14 protein-coding genes and 1 tRNA gene are annotated in these 15,875 nt (G+C 64.3%); 10 read left to right on the top strand and 5 right to left on the bottom strand.

The features are described 5' to 3' along the window. Window positions 1-20: 20 nt before the first annotated feature. Window positions 21-93, top strand: a tRNA-Arg gene (locus SLQ33_RS25745). Window positions 94-159: 66 nt separating this feature from the next. Here the strand turns inward: SLQ33_RS25745 and SLQ33_RS25740 are convergent. After that, on the bottom strand, window positions 160-333 hold the full coding sequence (locus tag SLQ33_RS25740; RefSeq protein ID WP_319456845.1) for a hypothetical protein: 174 nt from the start codon (window positions 331-333) through the stop codon (window positions 160-162). Next, on the bottom strand, window positions 330-590 hold the full coding sequence (locus tag SLQ33_RS25735; protein WP_319456728.1) for a hypothetical protein: 261 nt from the start codon (window positions 588-590) through the stop codon (window positions 330-332). The genes SLQ33_RS25740 and SLQ33_RS25735 overlap by 4 nt, the downstream gene beginning before the upstream one ends. Before the next feature lie 640 nt (window positions 591-1,230). Here SLQ33_RS25735 and SLQ33_RS25730 point away from each other — a divergent pair. The 4 genes from SLQ33_RS25730 to SLQ33_RS25715 all read left to right on the top strand — a co-directional run bounded on the left by SLQ33_RS25730 (window position 1,231) and on the right by SLQ33_RS25715 (window position 4,642). Then, the gene (locus SLQ33_RS25730; RefSeq protein ID WP_319456727.1) at window positions 1,231-1,770 is read left to right on the top strand and encodes a PadR family transcriptional regulator; all 540 of its coding nucleotides are present in this window, start codon (window positions 1,231-1,233) and stop codon (window positions 1,768-1,770) included. A gap of 18 nt (window positions 1,771-1,788) precedes the next feature. Beyond that, window positions 1,789-2,769: an NADPH:quinone reductase gene (locus SLQ33_RS25725; protein ID WP_319456726.1), complete on the top strand. Its 981-nt coding sequence runs from the start codon at window positions 1,789-1,791 to the stop codon at window positions 2,767-2,769. 89 nt (window positions 2,770-2,858) lie between these two features. Beyond that, a complete protein-coding gene (locus SLQ33_RS25720) occupies window positions 2,859-3,425 on the top strand; it encodes a TetR/AcrR family transcriptional regulator (RefSeq protein WP_319456725.1) in 567 nt (188 codons plus the stop codon). Between the two features lie 14 nt (window positions 3,426-3,439). Beyond that, window positions 3,440-4,642 carry an FAD-dependent oxidoreductase gene (locus SLQ33_RS25715; RefSeq protein WP_319456724.1) on the top strand — a complete coding sequence of 401 codons (1,203 nt, stop codon included), beginning with the start codon at window positions 3,440-3,442 and terminating at the stop codon, window positions 4,640-4,642. Between the two features lie 22 nt (window positions 4,643-4,664). Here SLQ33_RS25715 and SLQ33_RS25710 read toward each other — a convergent pair whose 3' ends face one another. Together SLQ33_RS25710 and SLQ33_RS25705 are read right to left on the bottom strand one after the other, a co-directional pair. Beyond that, window positions 4,665-6,041, bottom strand: coding sequence for an FAD-binding oxidoreductase (locus SLQ33_RS25710; protein ID WP_319456723.1), 1,377 nt, complete (start codon window positions 6,039-6,041; stop codon window positions 4,665-4,667). Further along, on the bottom strand, window positions 6,038-7,519 hold the full coding sequence (locus tag SLQ33_RS25705; RefSeq protein WP_319456722.1) for an APC family permease: 1,482 nt from the start codon (window positions 7,517-7,519) through the stop codon (window positions 6,038-6,040). The genes SLQ33_RS25710 and SLQ33_RS25705 overlap by 4 nt, the downstream gene beginning before the upstream one ends. Before the next feature lie 729 nt (window positions 7,520-8,248). On the opposite strand from SLQ33_RS25705, the gene SLQ33_RS25700 reads away from it, so the two are divergent. From SLQ33_RS25700 to SLQ33_RS25680, 5 genes are all read left to right on the top strand, one after another. Then, window positions 8,249-9,115: a glycoside hydrolase family 16 protein gene (locus SLQ33_RS25700; RefSeq protein ID WP_319456721.1), complete on the top strand. Its 867-nt coding sequence runs from the start codon at window positions 8,249-8,251 to the stop codon at window positions 9,113-9,115. A gap of 747 nt (window positions 9,116-9,862) precedes the next feature. Next, window positions 9,863-10,720, top strand: a complete 858-nt coding sequence (locus SLQ33_RS25695; protein WP_319456720.1) for an alpha/beta hydrolase — start codon at window positions 9,863-9,865, stop codon at window positions 10,718-10,720. After that, on the top strand, window positions 10,707-12,314 hold the full coding sequence (locus SLQ33_RS25690; RefSeq protein WP_319456719.1) for a sigma-54-dependent Fis family transcriptional regulator: 1,608 nt from the start codon (window positions 10,707-10,709) through the stop codon (window positions 12,312-12,314). The genes SLQ33_RS25695 and SLQ33_RS25690 overlap by 14 nt, the downstream gene beginning before the upstream one ends. A gap of 97 nt (window positions 12,315-12,411) precedes the next feature. Next, complete coding sequence (locus tag SLQ33_RS25685; protein WP_319456718.1) at window positions 12,412-13,521, top strand: NDMA-dependent alcohol dehydrogenase; 1,110 nt, start codon at window positions 12,412-12,414, stop codon at window positions 13,519-13,521. Between the two features lie 11 nt (window positions 13,522-13,532). Next, entirely contained in the window at window positions 13,533-14,978 is a 1,446-nt protein-coding gene (locus tag SLQ33_RS25680; RefSeq protein WP_319456717.1) for an aldehyde dehydrogenase, read from the top strand. Window positions 14,979-14,989: 11 nt separating this feature from the next. Here the strand turns inward: SLQ33_RS25680 and SLQ33_RS25675 are convergent, their stop codons facing one another. After that, on the bottom strand, window positions 14,990-15,859 hold the full coding sequence (locus SLQ33_RS25675; RefSeq protein WP_319456716.1) for a PaaX family transcriptional regulator C-terminal domain-containing protein: 870 nt from the start codon (window positions 15,857-15,859) through the stop codon (window positions 14,990-14,992). Between the last annotated feature and the right edge of the window lie 16 nt (window positions 15,860-15,875).

The raw sequence follows: 15,875 nt of genomic DNA, 5'->3' as shown, positions 1-15,875 counted from the left end.
GGTAGACTTCTGCCGTCCCCGCCCCCGTAGCTCAGGGGATAGAGCACGGCTCTCCTAAAGCCGGTGTCGCATGTTCGAATCATGCCGGGGGCACCGCAACGTCCTCTCCGACGGCGCGCCGCGTGACTTCCAGGAGGTCATCGAGATCCAGGTACTCGATCACGCGTCCCTGAGGCGCTCCAGAACCCCGGCCTCCTCGCCCACCACACGTCGCAGCACCGCGTCCACCTTGGTCTTGTGCGCCCGTCGGGCCCCGCCAAGCACCACCGACGCACTGAGCGCCAGCGCAGCGATCAGCAGCACGGCGCCGATCAGCGGGACGACCACTTTCACAACGGGCTCTCTCTGTTGCTGCCCATCACTCCCTTTGAATCCTCTCGTTGGCGCCTGATGGTTTCCGGGTCGTCGTCATCCCACGGCCCGCTGGCGGCGGGTCGTATCCCTGTTCGTTGTATGCGGTCGTAGACCTGCCGGTACACCATGAGCAGGGTCGTGAGCTCGCACAGCTCCATGTCGGAAAAGGCGATCTCGGGCATGATCTCGAGCAGTTCCCGAACGACTCGCTCGATCTGCTCGTTGCGAGTGACCATTCCTTCCACCACCTTCCGTTCGCTGCGCGGTCTGTCCGGCGACGGTAGCGCCAGCTACCGACAGAATCCATCTTTTATTCACCGTTTATGACGGACAATCGGGCAGATTGAGGTGGAACAGTTGACGACGGATCATGCTCAAACCAGCTGTAAGAGTGGGCTTTCGGGCATTGCCGAGAATCGCCGGAATGCCGCAAGTTCGAATGCCGGTGTCGCGTGCTCGAATCATGCCGGGGCACCTTTCAGTGGTGGTAGCTCGCCACCCCTGAACAACTCGATCCACTGGCCTCCACGAGTGCTGCCAGACGACCTCCCCAACCCACCCACGCCGAACCCTGCAATCGATCGACTACGTCGCGAACTCCTCGGCGAGTCCGTCGAAGACGACCGAGCATCACTGGTTGGTCCCGTCGATCCGACAAGGCTGTGTTGTCAGCGTCGTCCCGGCGCATCACCACGGTGGTTCTAGGTCCGTGGCGTTGGGTGAGCGTGGCGATCCTCAAGCGACGAACGGCTCCGGCAGGCAGATCGGCTAGACGTACTCGCGTTGTACTTCTGCGCTGCTTCGTACCTGACCGCGGCTACCTGAGAGTCGACCCAACCTCGGCGAGCATACCTCGTTTCGAGGTATCCTCGAGAGGTGCTGGAACTCGCGATCCTTGGTTTCCTGGCGGCGGGCCCGCTGCATGGGTATGAATTGCGCCGCCGCGTGGTGCAGCTGTCGGGTCATACCCGGCCGGTCAGCGACGGCACCCTCTACCCGGCAATCAACCGCATGCTCAACCGCGGGTTCTTGGAGCGCCGGGTCGAAGCGGGCGCCGCGGCAGCGCAGCGCCATGTCTTGAGCCTGACCGACAGCGGATGGGTGGAGTTGCGTGAACGTCTGCGCAAACCCGCCGATCACGAAATCACCGACGCCAGCAAGTTCTTCACGATCCTGGCGTTCATATCGTTGCTTCCCGACGCTCACGACCGCAACGCGGTGCTACGCCGGCGGCTGGATTTCCTCGAAGAACCGGCAAGCTTCTTCTACGACGATGAGCGGGCACTGCGCGCCGAGGACACGCCCGATCCCTACCGACGCGGCATGTTGCTGATCGCCCGAGCCACCAGCCACGCCGAACGCGCCTGGCTGCACGACATGCTCGATACGCCAGCCGACGACGATCACACCCACTGAAAGAACGGAACATTCGACGTGCTTGCCGTGTGGTACGACAGTCAGGGCCCCGCCAGCGACGTGCTGCAGGTTGGTGACCTGCCCGACCCTCGGCCCGGTCCCGGTGAGGTCCGCGTCCGCGTCCACCGCTCCGGGGTCAACCCCGGCGACACCAAGAAGCGGCGCGGATGGCTCGGCTCGGCCATGCCGTTCCCGCGCGTCATCCCCCACAGCGATGCCGCAGGCGTCGTCGATGACGTGGGCGACGGTGTCGACAACAGCCGTGTGGGACAACGGGTATGGGTCTACGGTGCGCAGTCCTACCGGTCCTTCGGCACCGCCGCCCAGTTCACCGTCGTCCCCGAACACCTCGCCGTGGCCCTGCCCGACGGCGTCGGCGACGACGTTGGGGCGGCCCTGGGCATTCCCGGTGTCACCGCCCACCGCGCCGTCTTCAGTGACGGTCCCGTGGCCGGTAAGACACTGCTCGTGCACGGGGCGCTTGGCGGCGTCAGCTCGTTGGCCGCCCAACTCGCCCGCTGGGGCGGAGCGACCGTGATCGCCACCGTCACCCGCAGCAGCGACCTCGATCGCGTCGATCCGTCGGTGGTAGCGCACGCCGTCGCCCTCGATCAATCCGATCCGGCCGCCGCGATCCGTGAGTTCGCACCCAAGGGCGTGGACCGCGTCGTCGAGGTGGCGCTATCCGACAACGCCGACCTCGATGCTGCGGTCGTCGCCAACGACGCCGTCATCGCCGCCTACGCCACCCGCGCCGACAGAACAGAGATCCCCTTCTGGCCAATGCTTTTCGCCAACGTGACGATACGACTCCTAGGCAGCGACGACTTCCCCGTCGAAGCCAAGCGACAGGCCGCGCGCGACCTCACCAGCGCAGCGGCCGCCGGAGCACTGCACATCGAGATTGGCCAGACATACCCACTGCACCGGATCGCCGACGCTCACGACCACGTCGACGCCGGCACCCGCGGCCGCATCCTCGTCGACATCCCGCAATAGCCACCGCACGTAGCGGGAATGGCCCTCGCCGCTGCGCCGACGTTCCGCATTTCGTTGATTAATCGTTTAATCAACGTTACGATCGCGGAGTGGCCACCCGGCGGGAGCAGGCGCAGCAACGGCGAGAGCAGTTCATTGACGCCGCCCTGGCGGTCTTTGCGGCCAAGGGCGTCGACGGAACATCCATCAAGGACATCGCCGAGGCCGCGTCGGTAACGCCTGGCCTGCTCTACCACTACTTCACTGGCAAAGAGGCATTGATCGCGGCCGTTCTCACCGAGCGCGGATTCACCCCCCAGCTGCGCACGCTGCTCACCGAACGAGCAGACGAATCCGCGTCCGTGGTGCTGCCGGAGTTGGTGGGTGCCTTTGACCGGATGCTAGCCGCCAACGCCGATCTGGTGTCGGTGTTCTTTTCCGAGAGCCACGCCAATGCCAGCGCGGGCGGGGCGCTGCGCGAGTTCCTGGCGACGGGCCAATCTCTTCTGGAGTCGTACCTGAGCTCGCGAGCCGCGGCCGGGGAGCTCGATCCCGAGCTCGTCGGGGTTGCCGCTCGAACGTTGTTCGCTGCGGTGTCAATCGGTCACAGGACGGGCCAGCGCGTAGAGCCCGACCAACTTGTCCAACTGATTCTGAACGGCCTCATTCGCGATTAGGAGCATCGAGTCAAATGGTGACGGAGTCTGTGCAATGTTGCGTGGTCGGTGGCGGGCCTGCGGGCATGATGGCCAGCGTCCTGCTGGCCCGCCAGGGTATCAAAGTGATTGTGGTGGAAAAGCATCCAGACTTCCTGCACGATTTCCGCGGCGACACGATCCACCCGTCCACCCTCGAGCTGATGCACGAGCTCGGGTGGGCGGAGGAGTTTCTCAACCTTCCGCATTCACGGATGTCCGACGTTACGCTCAGCATGGCTGGAAATGCAGTCACGTTCGCCGACTTCCGCAAGCTGAAGGTTCACTACCCGTTCATCGCGTACGTCCCGCAGTGGGATTTCCTTGATTTCGTCGCCGCCAAGGGTGCGACGCTGCCTGAATTCCGGCTCATGCGAAGCACCGAGATGTCGGAGCTGATCATCGAAAACGACCGGGTGACCGGCATTCTCGCCACCGGGCCCGACGGCGACATCGAGATCCGGGCGGACCTGGTGCTCGCGGCCGACGGCAGGAATTCCACCGTGCGGACCGAAGCGGGTCTGCGGCCGATCGCGAAATCCGCTCCCCTGGATGTGCTTTGGTTCCAGCTGCCGAGGCGTCCCGACGATGACGTGCCGTTCCTTCAAGGTGGCCGTGGCGCGTTGGTTTCCATCGACCGCGGCGATTACTGGCAACTCGCGTACGCCATCCCCACCGACGCATACCGCGAGTTGCGTCAGGCCGGTCTGCCCGGGTTGCAGGCCCGCATCGCGTCGCTGGCGCCGGCCTTGTCGGACCGGGTCGGACGGCTCGATGACTGGGACGCCGTCCACCACTTGACCGTTCGGGTGGACCGGTTGCCACGCTGGTACCGGCCCGGGTTGTTGTGCATCGGCGATGCCGCGCATGCGATGTCGCCGGCGGGCGGGGTCGGCATCAACCTCGCCGTCCAAGACGCGGTGGCGGCCGCGAATCTCATCGGGCCGATCCTCGCGGTCGGGACCCCGTCGGAGCGGGACTTGCGGCGGGTCCAGCGTCGACGTGAGCTGCCCACGCGAATCACCCAAGCCTTCCAGACGGCTATCCTGCGCGACCTGTATCCCCGAAACCTGTCCGACGACACCACCACCCACGTTCCACCGGTGGTCCGTCTATGCCGTTGGCTGCCAGCGCTGCGCTACGCTGTCGGCCGATTCATCGGTCTTGGTGTCCGCCCCGAACATGTGGAGGTGAAATGAGCGCGGCCGCTGGCTCGGGCGGTCACGTCGCCGGTGAAATGCTCTGCTCGAAGCTGAACACGTTGTCGGGGTCGTACTTCGCCTTGATCGCACGTAGTCGGTCGACGCCTGCTCCCCAATAGGCGGTCGCCCAGTCGACCGTGTCGGTATTCGGCACGTTGACGTAGGCGCCATTCACGTAGGGCGCCAACGCTTGATGGAATTCGGCAGCCCACGCCTGGCACTTCGCAGTCAGCGGATCGGCCGTTGCCGGTGTCCCGCCGCGAACACCCCAGCCTGCGCCTGGTTCGGCGTAGAAGATGGCGTTGCGGTGGGCGAACGCCGAGCCACCGAAAGGTTCACTGCCCGGGACGATTCCGCCGAGGGCATTGGTGAAGTAGTTGCAGTCCGGTGTGGGTGCCTTCGACATGTACGCGCAGATCAGCCCGATCGCTCTCGCAGGGAACGGGTCGGAGATGAACTGCGAGAAGAACTTCCAGTTCGCAGCCTCGTCGGCGGGCGATATCTGAAATCCCGTGTAGGTGTCGGACCAGCTCGCGCTCGCCGTCGAGACATCGGGACTGCCGACGGACAGAACCGGCGCGAGCAGCGCTGTTGCCTCTTCCTCGGACCCAGAAGCGAGCACCCCGATCAGCGTGATGCCGTCGCGCAGTATCTCGAGCTGGGTGGTGAGCCGGTGGTCGGCATGGGGGGCAGTGCGCTGCCAGGCGTCGAACACCTCGGGTAGGTCGTCGGGACCCGGCCATTTCGCGGTCACGTAGGTCGTCTGCGTCAATGGGTGGATCTTGTACGTCAGTGAAGTGACGATCCCGAAATTCCCGTTGCCAGCGCCGCGAAGCGCCCAGAGCAGGTCGGCGTTGTTCTGCTCGTCGGCGATGATCGCCTGTGCCCCACCGTCGTTCGACGCGACGACGACCTCTGCCGCCAACAGGTTGTCGGAGGCCATGCCGAAGTTGCGGGTCAGCAGTCCGAAGCCGCCGCCGAGGGTTGCGCCGACGAGACCGACTGTCCCCTCGGTACCGGTCGGCGCCGCACACCCGGCCTCGCCGAGCGCGGTCACGGCTTCCAGCTGATTGAGTCCGGCGCCGACGGTCGCAGTGTTCGACGCCACGTCGATCGTGGCCGACTTCAGCTCGCTCACGTCGATCACGATGCCGTCGTCGACAGACGACCAGCCCTCGAGGCAGTGGCCACCGCTTCGCACCCGAAGCTCGACGTCGTTCTGCCGCGCCCAGGCCAATGCGTTGACGACGTCCTGCGTTTCCTGGGCGAACACGAACACCGTTGGATCGTGTTCGAACAGCCGGTTATAGGAGATTCTTGCCGTCGCGTGATCGGCGTCCCCCCGTCGGACGATTCTTCCGGTCAGCTCGGTTGGCCGTGCCGTGGTGGACGTCATTCGGTCACGTCGGCCACGGCCGGGGAAACCTCGGCCGGTGCGTCGTCGAGCACCTCGCGCTTGAAGATCATCATGTACGCGAAGTACAGGGCGCCGATGAGCGCGAGGCCGCCCACCATCACGATCGGGGCGAGCGAGCTGGCCGGTGCCAGGATGAAGACCAGCGCAAGGATCGACCAGATCAGCGCCGCGACGGCCACAGGCGTCTCGAAGCGACCAAGACTGAAGCCACCTTCCTTGTGGTCAAGACGTTTTCGCACCGCCAGGTAGAGCACGACGATCGCGCCGTAGGTGACCGCCGGGAACACCGTGCCGGACGTGATCAGGTCCATCAGCGCATCGCCCGGTAACGCAGCTAGCACCGCGATCCCGATGACGACCGGCAGGATGGTGGCCGGGATGGGGGTCTGGGTGCGGCTGTCCACCCGCCTCATCAGTTGGTGGGCGGGAAAGCGGCTGTCGCGCGACATCGCAAAGATCATGCGTGAGCAGCTGGCCAACGTCACCAACCCACCGCCGAAGAAGGCAATCGCGATGACGAGGAGAAACAGGCGTTCGGCGACAGGGCCAAGTTGGTCGCGCATGATCGCCGCGACGGGCGAATCGGACGCCGTGACTTCGGGGATGTTCTTGATCGCGACGGTCAGCGCGATCAGGAACAACAAGCCCAGAACACCAGCCGCCGCAACCGATCCGACTATGGCGCGCGGGACGGTCCGAAACGGGTCCTTGGCCTCCTCAGCCATGTTCGCCGCAGTATCGAAGCCCACCAGCGTCCCGAGGCCGACGATCATGGCGATCATCAACCCGCCGCCCAGCGCGAAGTAGCCCGACTCTCCCTCGGCGACTCCACGCGACACGAGGTTGCCGGTCGAGCCGGTTCCCGTCACCGCCACGGCCACCAACAGCGCGACCACCAGCACCGCGACGATCGAAACTTCGATGGCGACCGCCGCCGAGTTGATCATGGCCACGATCCTCGTGGAGGCGATCGCCAGTACCGCCTCGATCACCATCATCGCCACCGTGATGATTCGTGCGGTGGTTTCGCTGGGCTCCATGTTGAACAGCGGCATCAGGCACTGACTCGCCATCGCGCTGTTGATGGCCATGAAGCCGGTGATCAGATAGCAGAAGGTGAGCCAGCCGAAGAACCAGCCGATCCTGGGGTTGGCCAATCGAGAGCCCCACTGGTACGACGAGCCCGACAATGCGATGCGGGCCGCGAATTGCGCGATCACCAGCGCGATCAACATCTGGCCGATGAACGCGATGATCCAGGTCCAGATGCCCACCGGTCCGGAACCGCGCAGTAGTTCGTCGTAAGTACTGAAGACGCCGACCGCCACCGAGATGAACGCGAACGAAATCGCGAACACCTGAAACGAGCCGAGAGTTCGCTTCAGCTCTGGTTCGTAGCCACAGTCCCGACACTCTTCGTCCGCGATCGGGGGGTCCGCCACGTTCTCTGTCGTCATTGATGTATCCGATCGTTCGTGGCGGGTGATGTAGGAACAGTAAGCGCCGCGGCGAACTCTTTCGCAGCGAAATTCACGATTGCGTCAAAATTGTGGTGATTGGAGTCGTATCAGGTCAGCGAGATTTATCTCGCCAAATGCACCGGAGGCTAGGCCTAGGACGAGATGCCGCTGGCAAATTTGGAGTGAACAAATGGCGCTTCAGGCGATGTTGACGGTCACCTGGCTCCGAGTTCGGACAATTCGCCTGGGCGCCGAGGCGTGAGTTCGCGCCCGCGGGCGTGCGTCGCATCGGCGAGGTAGCGCTGTCCGACAATGCCGGCATCTGCGGCCGCATCCTGACCACGTCACACCGGGATACGTTGCAATGTCGCACTTTATCCGTCGGCTTGGTCGAAACACAGACAACCACAACTTGATTCGAGATGGCTACCGTCGCAGGATCGAATCAAGCTTGAGCGCACTCGTCGAGCCCGACAAGATTGAGCGGCGCTCGCACGTCATTCAAGACTGGGCTATTAACACGGAGGACATATCTTTGTGTTAGCCGCAGGCGCGCCAATTCAGTGGGAACACGCATAGATTCGGTTGCGTCGCCAGGAATGTATCGGTTCGGTGGATGTTTGATGCCAGTCCGGCAAGTCCCCCGCTCACGACCGTCTCGGAATTCCAAATGGCTTTAGCCTGTCAGTTACTACGAGTTCTATTGCACCGGGGGATTTGCCGCCAATGCCACGTCGATTCGACCGCGTACTGCCCTTTGCCCGACGATCGTCCACCGTGCTTGCTGCGACGCTGGCGATCGCGACGCTGGCCGCAGCTGGCACCGTTGCGATACCCGACCGCAACGTCGCCACCGCGGTGAGGCTGACCGCCACCGACATGACGCTCGTTGGCGCGGAAGACTTCAACGGCACCGCCTATAGCGCCCCAAATCCGCTCTACTGGACCTACGACCTCGGCGGAGGCGGGTGGGGAAACAACGAACTACAGACGTATACGAACAGCTCTGCGAACGTCCGGCTCAACGGACTGGGCCAGATGGTCATCGAGGCAAGGAAGAGCGGCACCTCGTACACGTCGGCCCGCGTGGTCACCCGAGGCAAGGTCGACTTCTACTACGGGCTGCTGGAGGCCCGCATCAAGTTTCCCGAGGGACAGGGTCTGCATCCAGCGGCGTGGATGCTGGGCTCGAACATCACCTCCGTCGGTTGGCCAGCGTGCGGTGAGATCGACACGATGGAGCTGGTCAACACGGGAACGGTGTACCACAACGCAATTCATGGCCCCACCGTCGCCAACAGTGCCATCCCTTGGAAGCAATCCGCCGACGGCGCGGCTGGCCTGGACTTGGCCTCCGACTATCACGTCTACCAGGTCTACCGCCAACCCGGCTCGATGCTGATCGGCATCGACGGCAACGTCGTCGGCCAATACAACAAATCAACCATGCCTGCCGGGGCACAGTGGGTCTTCGACGGACCGATGTATCTCACCCTGAACATCGCGGTCGGTGGTGACTGGCCGGGACCCGTCTCGGCGAGCACGGTGTTCCCGGCCACCATGCTCGTCGACTGGATTCGGTTCTGGCAGTAGCGGTTCGCTAATACGCGAAGATTCCGATTCGGCCCGGTGGTTGTCCGCCCGCCGCCAAGGCTGGCTGCCGGCCAGGGTCGCACGTGTGTCCAGAAGTTGGACATCGTTGCCCCCGTCAACCGTGTGACGCTGAAACTCGCGAACCATAGCGGTATTTCGGTAGTTCGCTACCACGTGGTTCGCCGACCTCGGCCCTACTCGTCACCGGCGAAGAAATGTGAGAAGCCATGTTGATGCCGATTGCAATCTTTATGTTCGTGTTGTCCCCGCTGTTCATACCGGTCGCCGTCACCGCATTGCACGCCAGTGACAACTGGCGCCAGCGTCGGGTGGCTCAACGCAGTTAGCGGTCCCAAAGCCGCCCACGGAGGCTCGACGGCGTTTGGTTGACAGCCAACAGCGGACGAACGTAACGACATTTGGGCGTGGTCAAGAAATGTGTCACATAGTGACGCGCTAGGGGGTCGCTTCGAACGCCGGCGACGAAGGACTCCGCCTCCGGGCGCACGATGTCATAGCAGGCCGCGGGGCCACACCACGCGTACCGATCTGCTGAAGAGAGCCCCAGATGATGGCCGTCGACCGGAAGTGCTCACCGAACAGGTCGAATGCCAGCGACCGCGGCCGCACGCCAGACTACCTCCGATTCCGCGCCGACCATCGTGTGTCATATTTCTTGACAATACTGCTCGATATGTTACATAGTGACGTCAGTCACAACTTGCCAAGGCCTCATGGAAGGGCCACATGCCAACACTCGACGCTCTTGGAGCGACGTTGCATTACCGGACGGCCGGGGATGGCGCGCCACTCGTCCTGGTGCACGGTTCCTGTACGGACATGACCACCTGGGACCGGGTGGTTGGCGAACTTGCGCAGGAATATCGCGTCATCGTCTACGACCGGCGAGGGTACGGACAGTCGCGACACGAGCCGGTTCGCGACCACCGGGTTCATGCCCGCGATCTGACATTGCTTCTGCAGGAGGTGGCGGCAGAGCCCGCCACGGTCATCGGGTGGAGCTCGGGCGGTAACGTCACGCTTGCCGCCGCGGTAGAGAATCCGAAGCTGTTCTCCACGCTGGGCGTTGTCGAAGCGCCCTTTCACGGTTTGCGGCACGCCGATCGCGCCGTGCTCGCTACAGCGTTGCGGCTCAAGCTAACTCAATGGCGGGGGCGGCCGATTGAAGCCGCCGAAGCGTTCCTTCGGTTTGGCTCCGCCTTGCGATCGGGCGGCAACGTCTACGACACGCTCGACGACGACGCGCGGAAAGGCCTACTGGCGAACTCCGCGCCCGTGCTGGCCGAATGGGACCCCTATTACTTCGGGGTGATGGCCGAGCATGTGCCCCTCCGAGCGGTAGTCGACCTGCCCGTGCCGTTGACCTGGATTCTCGGTGCCGAGAGCGCGCCGTGGATTGGCGGCCTGCACGCGCGAGTAGCTCGGCGCCGGCCCGACATGCGCACCGTCGTGATCCCCGGCGCCAGCCACCTCGTCCACATCGACAGGCCGGCAGAATTCGTCGCCGCCGTCCGAGACATCGCCGGCAACCAGCATGTTCCGCCGAAGTTCAGACTCATTGAGGGACGTCGTGACACCAGCTAGCGTCGACGGATCCGCGCGACCGCTCATCGCGACCTCCTGGCGGCGGGTAGCGATGAGCGGCCTTTGTCCATCGGCGTCGGTCGACGATGCCGAGATCGAGGAGGTCGACCGACGCAGCCGGCTCATGGTTGCGGCAACGCCCGTTCTTGACGAGATGGCCGCCGAACTCGATGGCACGCGCTTCGCCGTAATCCTTGCGGACCGGAACGCGTTGTTGACAGACTTCCGCTTCGGGCAAGAACGGCTGCGGCCCAAACTTCACGAAGTCGGCACCGTGGAAGGTCGCCGATTTCGCGAAGAGACAACGGGAACCAACTCGATCGCCACCGCCTTCGAACTGCGGCGAGGCGTGGCGGTGCGCGGCGAAGAGCACTACGTCGAAGCGTTGAAGAGGTTCAGCTGCTACGGCCAAACGATCATTCATCCGGTCACCCAGCGAGTCGCGGGTGTACTGGACATCACCTGTCTACTGGAGGACGACCATCCCCTCCTTGCGCCGTTCGTGATCCGCTCGGCCCGGCAAGTTGGTGAGCGCCTGCTCGAGCAGGCACGCGAGTCAGAAAGACGCGTCTTCAACAACTTTCAGCACGCTGCGGCAAGGGCACGCTCTCATCCCGTGATCGCGATCGGCGACGACATATTCCTCGCCAACGCCGCCGCGATGCAGATCGTCCAGCCGGACGATCAAGCCGTGCTGCGGGCCGCGTCCGTCGACGTTCCGACGAACCACGAATCGATTCTTCCCATCCGATTGGTCTCCGGCCGCGAGGTGATCGCTTCGGTAAGTCCCGTACCCGGCACCACCGCCGTTGTCTTCACGTTGACCGACGACGACATGCCTTGCCCCGTTGCGGTGAGCGTGGGCACGCGGACCAGGAGCCTGATATCCGGCGAGCCAGGCTCAGGCAGGACGACGACTGCGGCCAAGATGGCCGGCACGGCCGCTCGATGGCTGGACTGCGGCGAGATCCTCGAGTTGGGTGAGCGCGCCTGGTTCCGTCGCCTCAACGATTGCTTGCCGAGCGGCGAATGCGTAGTCATCGAATCAGTCGACATGCTCCCTGCGGTGTCGGTTCATCGCATGACCGACTGCATTAAGTCTGCGTCGGCCCGGGTGATCCTCACCAGTGTTCCCGCCGACTGGATGGGGCAAGCGCACGCGGCGCTCCTCGCCGACTGCGACGAGAAAGTGGAGCTGCCAGCGCTGCGTCAGCGGCGTGCAGAAATCCCGCTTCTGATCAAGCACATCCTCAATGAGTTGGGCGCGGCACCGCAGTTGCGTTTCACGCCGGCCGCGCTAGAGGCGTTGGCTCGCCACGAATGGCCCGGAAACCTTCAGGAGCTCTACTCCGTCGTCAAAGGGATAAGCGAACGGCGCCGAGTGGGTGACGTCGCCGTCGTCGACCTTCCTGAGACCCATCGGAACCCTCCCAGGAGGCATCTGAGCCCGATCGAGCAGGCCGAGCGTGATGCGATCGCCAACGCCCTTCGACTCGCCCGTGGAAACAAGAAGGCAGCGGCGCAACAACTGGGCATCAGCCGCACGACGCTCTACAAGGCACTGCGCTCGTACGGGATCGCGGCGGCGTCGTAGTCGTGTCCAGAAGTTGGACACCCGTCGTGTGCGGTTCGTGTGACGCTGGACGAAAGTTCCAATATTGCAGCTACTTCGGCGTACGGGAGGAATTCAGATGAAGACGCAGGCGGCCATCCTTTGGGAGCGCGGCGGAGCATGGAGTGTCGAAGAGATCGAGCTAGATCCGCCGAAGCACGGCGAGGTGCTCGTGGAGATGGGCGGTAGCGGCCTGTGCCACTCCGACGAACACGTGCTCACCGGCGACCTGCCGTGGCCGATTCCGATGATCGGCGGACATGAGGGCGCGGGCACGATCCTCGAGACGGGGCCTGGAGTCGAAGGGCTGGCGCCCGGCGACCGGGTCATCTTCGGCTTCATTCCCGCGTGCGGGCGATGCTCGGCATGTTCGGCCGGGATGCAGAACCTGTGCGAACTGGGCCAGTATCTCGGCGACGGCACGCAAATCTCGGATCACACCGCGCGCCATCACGCTCGCGGCCAAGATGTCGGCCTCATGTGTCTGCTGGGAACATTCGCTCAGCACACCGTTGTCAGCGAGGCCAACTGCATCAAGCTCGATGACGACATTGCGTTGGACAAGGCCTGCCTGCTGGGTTGCGGCGTGGTGACCGGCTGGGGATCGGCCGTATTCGCCGGCGGTGTGAAACCCGGTGACACCACTGTCGTCATCGGCGTTGGCGGTATCGGGATCAACGCGGTGCAGGGCGCCGCCCTCAACGGCTCGCAGTATGTCGTGGCCGTGGACCCGGTCGCGTTCAAGCGCGAGAAGGCCCTCGAGTTCGGCGCGACGCACGCGGTGGAAAGCAGCGACGAGGCGCAGGCGCTGGTCGACGAACTCACCTGGGGACGCGGCGCGAACGTCGTGGTCAACACGACGGGGGTCGGTGAAGGGGTGCAGATCGGGAAGAGCCTGGCCATGGCCGCCAAACGGGGCACCGTAGTGGTGACCAACCTGCACCGAGCCACCGAGGAGACGGTGTCGTTGAATGCCCTGGATCTGGTGCTGACGGAGAAGCGGTTGGTCGGGTCACTGTTCGGCAGCGCCAATCCCCGGTTGCACATTCCGAAGCTGCTCAGCCTCTATCGCACTGGACACCTCAAGCTCGACGAACTCGCCACGCGCACATACAAACTCGACGACATCAACACCGGCTACCAAGACATGCGGGACGGCCGAAATCTCCGAGGCGTGATCACCTTCTAGAGGAGCTTTACATGATGGATTACGACTCGTTGTTCATCGGCGGCAACTGGGTGGCGCCGAGTTCGACTCACCGGATCACGGCTATCGCAGCGAGCACCGAAGAAGCGATCGGCTCGACGCCGGAAGCGCAAGAGGCCGATGTCGACGCGGCCGTCGTTGCGGCACGACACGCGTTCCTCGACCCCGCGGGGTGGGCGCATTGGTCACCAGCCGACCGGGCGACGGCGATGGAGCGCCTGGCCGACATCCTCGAACGCCGGGCTGAGGAAATCGTGCAGCGGGTCAGCGCGCAGAACGGCATGCCGGTTGCGGTCGCTCGACAACTCGAGGGCAGCTTCCCGGTCGCGTTGCTCCGCTACTACGCCGGGCTCGCGTGGGAATCGAGTTTCGAAGAGATGCGACAGGGGCTCTTCGGCGGAAACATCCTGGTACGCAGGGAGCCACTCGGCGTCGTCGGTGCGATCGTGCCGTGGAACTTTCCGCAAACCCTGGCGGCATTCAAGTACGCGCCCGCGTTGGCGGCCGGGTGCACGCTGATCATCAAACCCTCGCCCGAAACAGTCCTGGACTCTTACGTTTTCGCGGAGGCGGTGGCCGAAGCCGGACTTCCCTCCGGCGTGATCAACGTGGTCCCCGCAGGGCGCGACGTCAGCGCGTATCTCGTCGCACACCCGGGTGTCGACAAGATCTCCTTCACTGGTTCGACGGCGGCCGGCAGGGACATCGGCGAAGTGTGTGGCAAGCTGCTGAAGCCCGTCACGCTCGAACTGGGCGGCAAGTCGGCGGCCATCGTGCTTGACGACGCCGACCTCGATTTGGAGACCGTGGGTCAGGAGCTCTTCACCGCCACCCTGCTGAACAACGGCCAAACCTGCTTTCTCGGTACGCGGGTGCTCGCGCCTCGGACGCGCTACACCGAGATCGTCGATCTCTTCACGGCTTTCGCGGAGTCTCTGACAGTCGGCAGTTCACTGGAGGAAGCCACGCAGATCGGCCCTCTTGCCACCGCGGCTCAGCGGGATCGGGTCGAAGGCTATATCGCCAAGGGCCGTGGCGACGGTGCCCGGATCACCTGCGGCGGCGGTCGGCCCGCGGGAATGGACAAGGGCTGGTTCGTCGAACCGACGGTGTTCGCAGATGTCGACAACGACCATGCGATTGCGCAGCAGGAGATCTTCGGGCCGGTCCTCTCGATCATTCCCTACGGCGACGACCGGGACGCGGTGCGGATCGCCAACGACTCCGACTACGGACTCGGTGGGACCGTGTGGACCGGCGACCCCGACCGCGGACTTGCCGTCGCGGCGCAAATCCAGACCGGCACGATAGGGGTCAACACCTACCTTCCCGACCCGGTGGCCCCGTTCGGGGGTGTCAAGGCCAGCGGTCTCGGCCGTGAACTCGGGCCTGAGGGACTGCACTCCTACCAGCAGTTCAAGTCGATCTATCTCCGCTAATCCAGTGTCGCCTACGATGTCTGCGACTGCAGGTCAGTCCAATACTGCTGCGCGGCACCATGCCATTCGTCGTGGCGGCGATGGAAGAGCTTCGCGGCGCGTGGCCCCGGCCAATTGTGATCCAGCAATTCGCGCGGCAGAGCGGGGTCCAGAAAGGGGAAGCGCCGCCACGCCTGGACCAGCCGCACCTGGGCATCAAATGCTTGCAGCGGGGTGTTGGCGCGAACCTTGCCAAAGGTGGCCAGAAATTCTTCATATTGTTGCTCGACGTCGTCGAGTGACCAGGCGTCCTCGATGAGGGCATCGGGCTCACCGATCGACGCGAGTTTTCCCGTCCAGGCGAATGCCCGCGGGTTGAGGTCGAGTTCGTCGATCACCGCAGCCACGTCGGCGACCTTGTTGACGTCCGGGAGGATCCATATCCCTGGACTGGGAGAGCCCATCCCCAACCATGTAAGCCTCGTCCGCAGCTTGTGCCGAAGTTGCCGCTGGGTTTCGGGAATGGCCACCGACACGACAAGCCAGCTGCCATCCCAAGGTCGGGTCTCGCTCATGAAACCGTATATGCGCCTGGTGCCTTCGACGAGCAGTCGGGTACCGGGCTGGGTCAGGCGCCAGCTCACGCGGCGGCCCGACTTCTCCGACTCCAACATCCCGTCGGCGGCGGATCGGGCGATCGCCTGGCGAGCGGACTTCTCCTCGATGCCGAGCGCTGCCAGACCCGCGACGAGCGTTGCGGTCCAGACGGGCGTCCCGCGTGGGTGGACGAATTCGCCAAGCACGGTCAGCAGGACACTGCGCGCGCTTGCCGAGCCGAGCTCCCGTCGTCGCGAGTCGGCCGGCAGCGCCTCGTCCTCTGCGGCGCGCGCACTTGCGCTCATGCGCTCATCCTTACTC

The sequence above is a fragment of the Mycobacterium sp. RTGN6 genome, from assembly GCF_033804605.1.
Classification (GTDB): domain Bacteria; phylum Actinomycetota; class Actinomycetes; order Mycobacteriales; family Mycobacteriaceae; genus Mycobacterium.
This window is presented reverse-complemented; position numbering and strand designations above follow the sequence as displayed.

Coding starts and splice junctions, on each gene's coding strand:
- SLQ33_RS25735 (WP_319456728.1), bottom strand. CDS start 590: ATGGTCACTCGCAACGAGCAGATCGAGCGAGTCGTTCGGGAACTGCTC.
- SLQ33_RS25715 (WP_319456724.1), top strand. CDS start 3,440: ATGGTGACGGAGTCTGTGCAATGTTGCGTGGTCGGTGGCGGGCCTGCG.
- SLQ33_RS25710 (WP_319456723.1), bottom strand. CDS start 6,041: ATGACGTCCACCACGGCACGGCCAACCGAGCTGACCGGAAGAATCGTC.
- SLQ33_RS25705 (WP_319456722.1), bottom strand. CDS start 7,519: ATGACGACAGAGAACGTGGCGGACCCCCCGATCGCGGACGAAGAGTGT.
- SLQ33_RS25700 (WP_319456721.1), top strand. CDS start 8,249: ATGCCACGTCGATTCGACCGCGTACTGCCCTTTGCCCGACGATCGTCC.
- SLQ33_RS25695 (WP_319456720.1), top strand. CDS start 9,863: ATGCCAACACTCGACGCTCTTGGAGCGACGTTGCATTACCGGACGGCC.
- SLQ33_RS25685 (WP_319456718.1), top strand. CDS start 12,412: ATGAAGACGCAGGCGGCCATCCTTTGGGAGCGCGGCGGAGCATGGAGT.
- SLQ33_RS25680 (WP_319456717.1), top strand. CDS start 13,533: ATGATGGATTACGACTCGTTGTTCATCGGCGGCAACTGGGTGGCGCCG.
- SLQ33_RS25675 (WP_319456716.1), bottom strand. CDS start 15,859: ATGAGCGCAAGTGCGCGCGCCGCAGAGGACGAGGCGCTGCCGGCCGAC.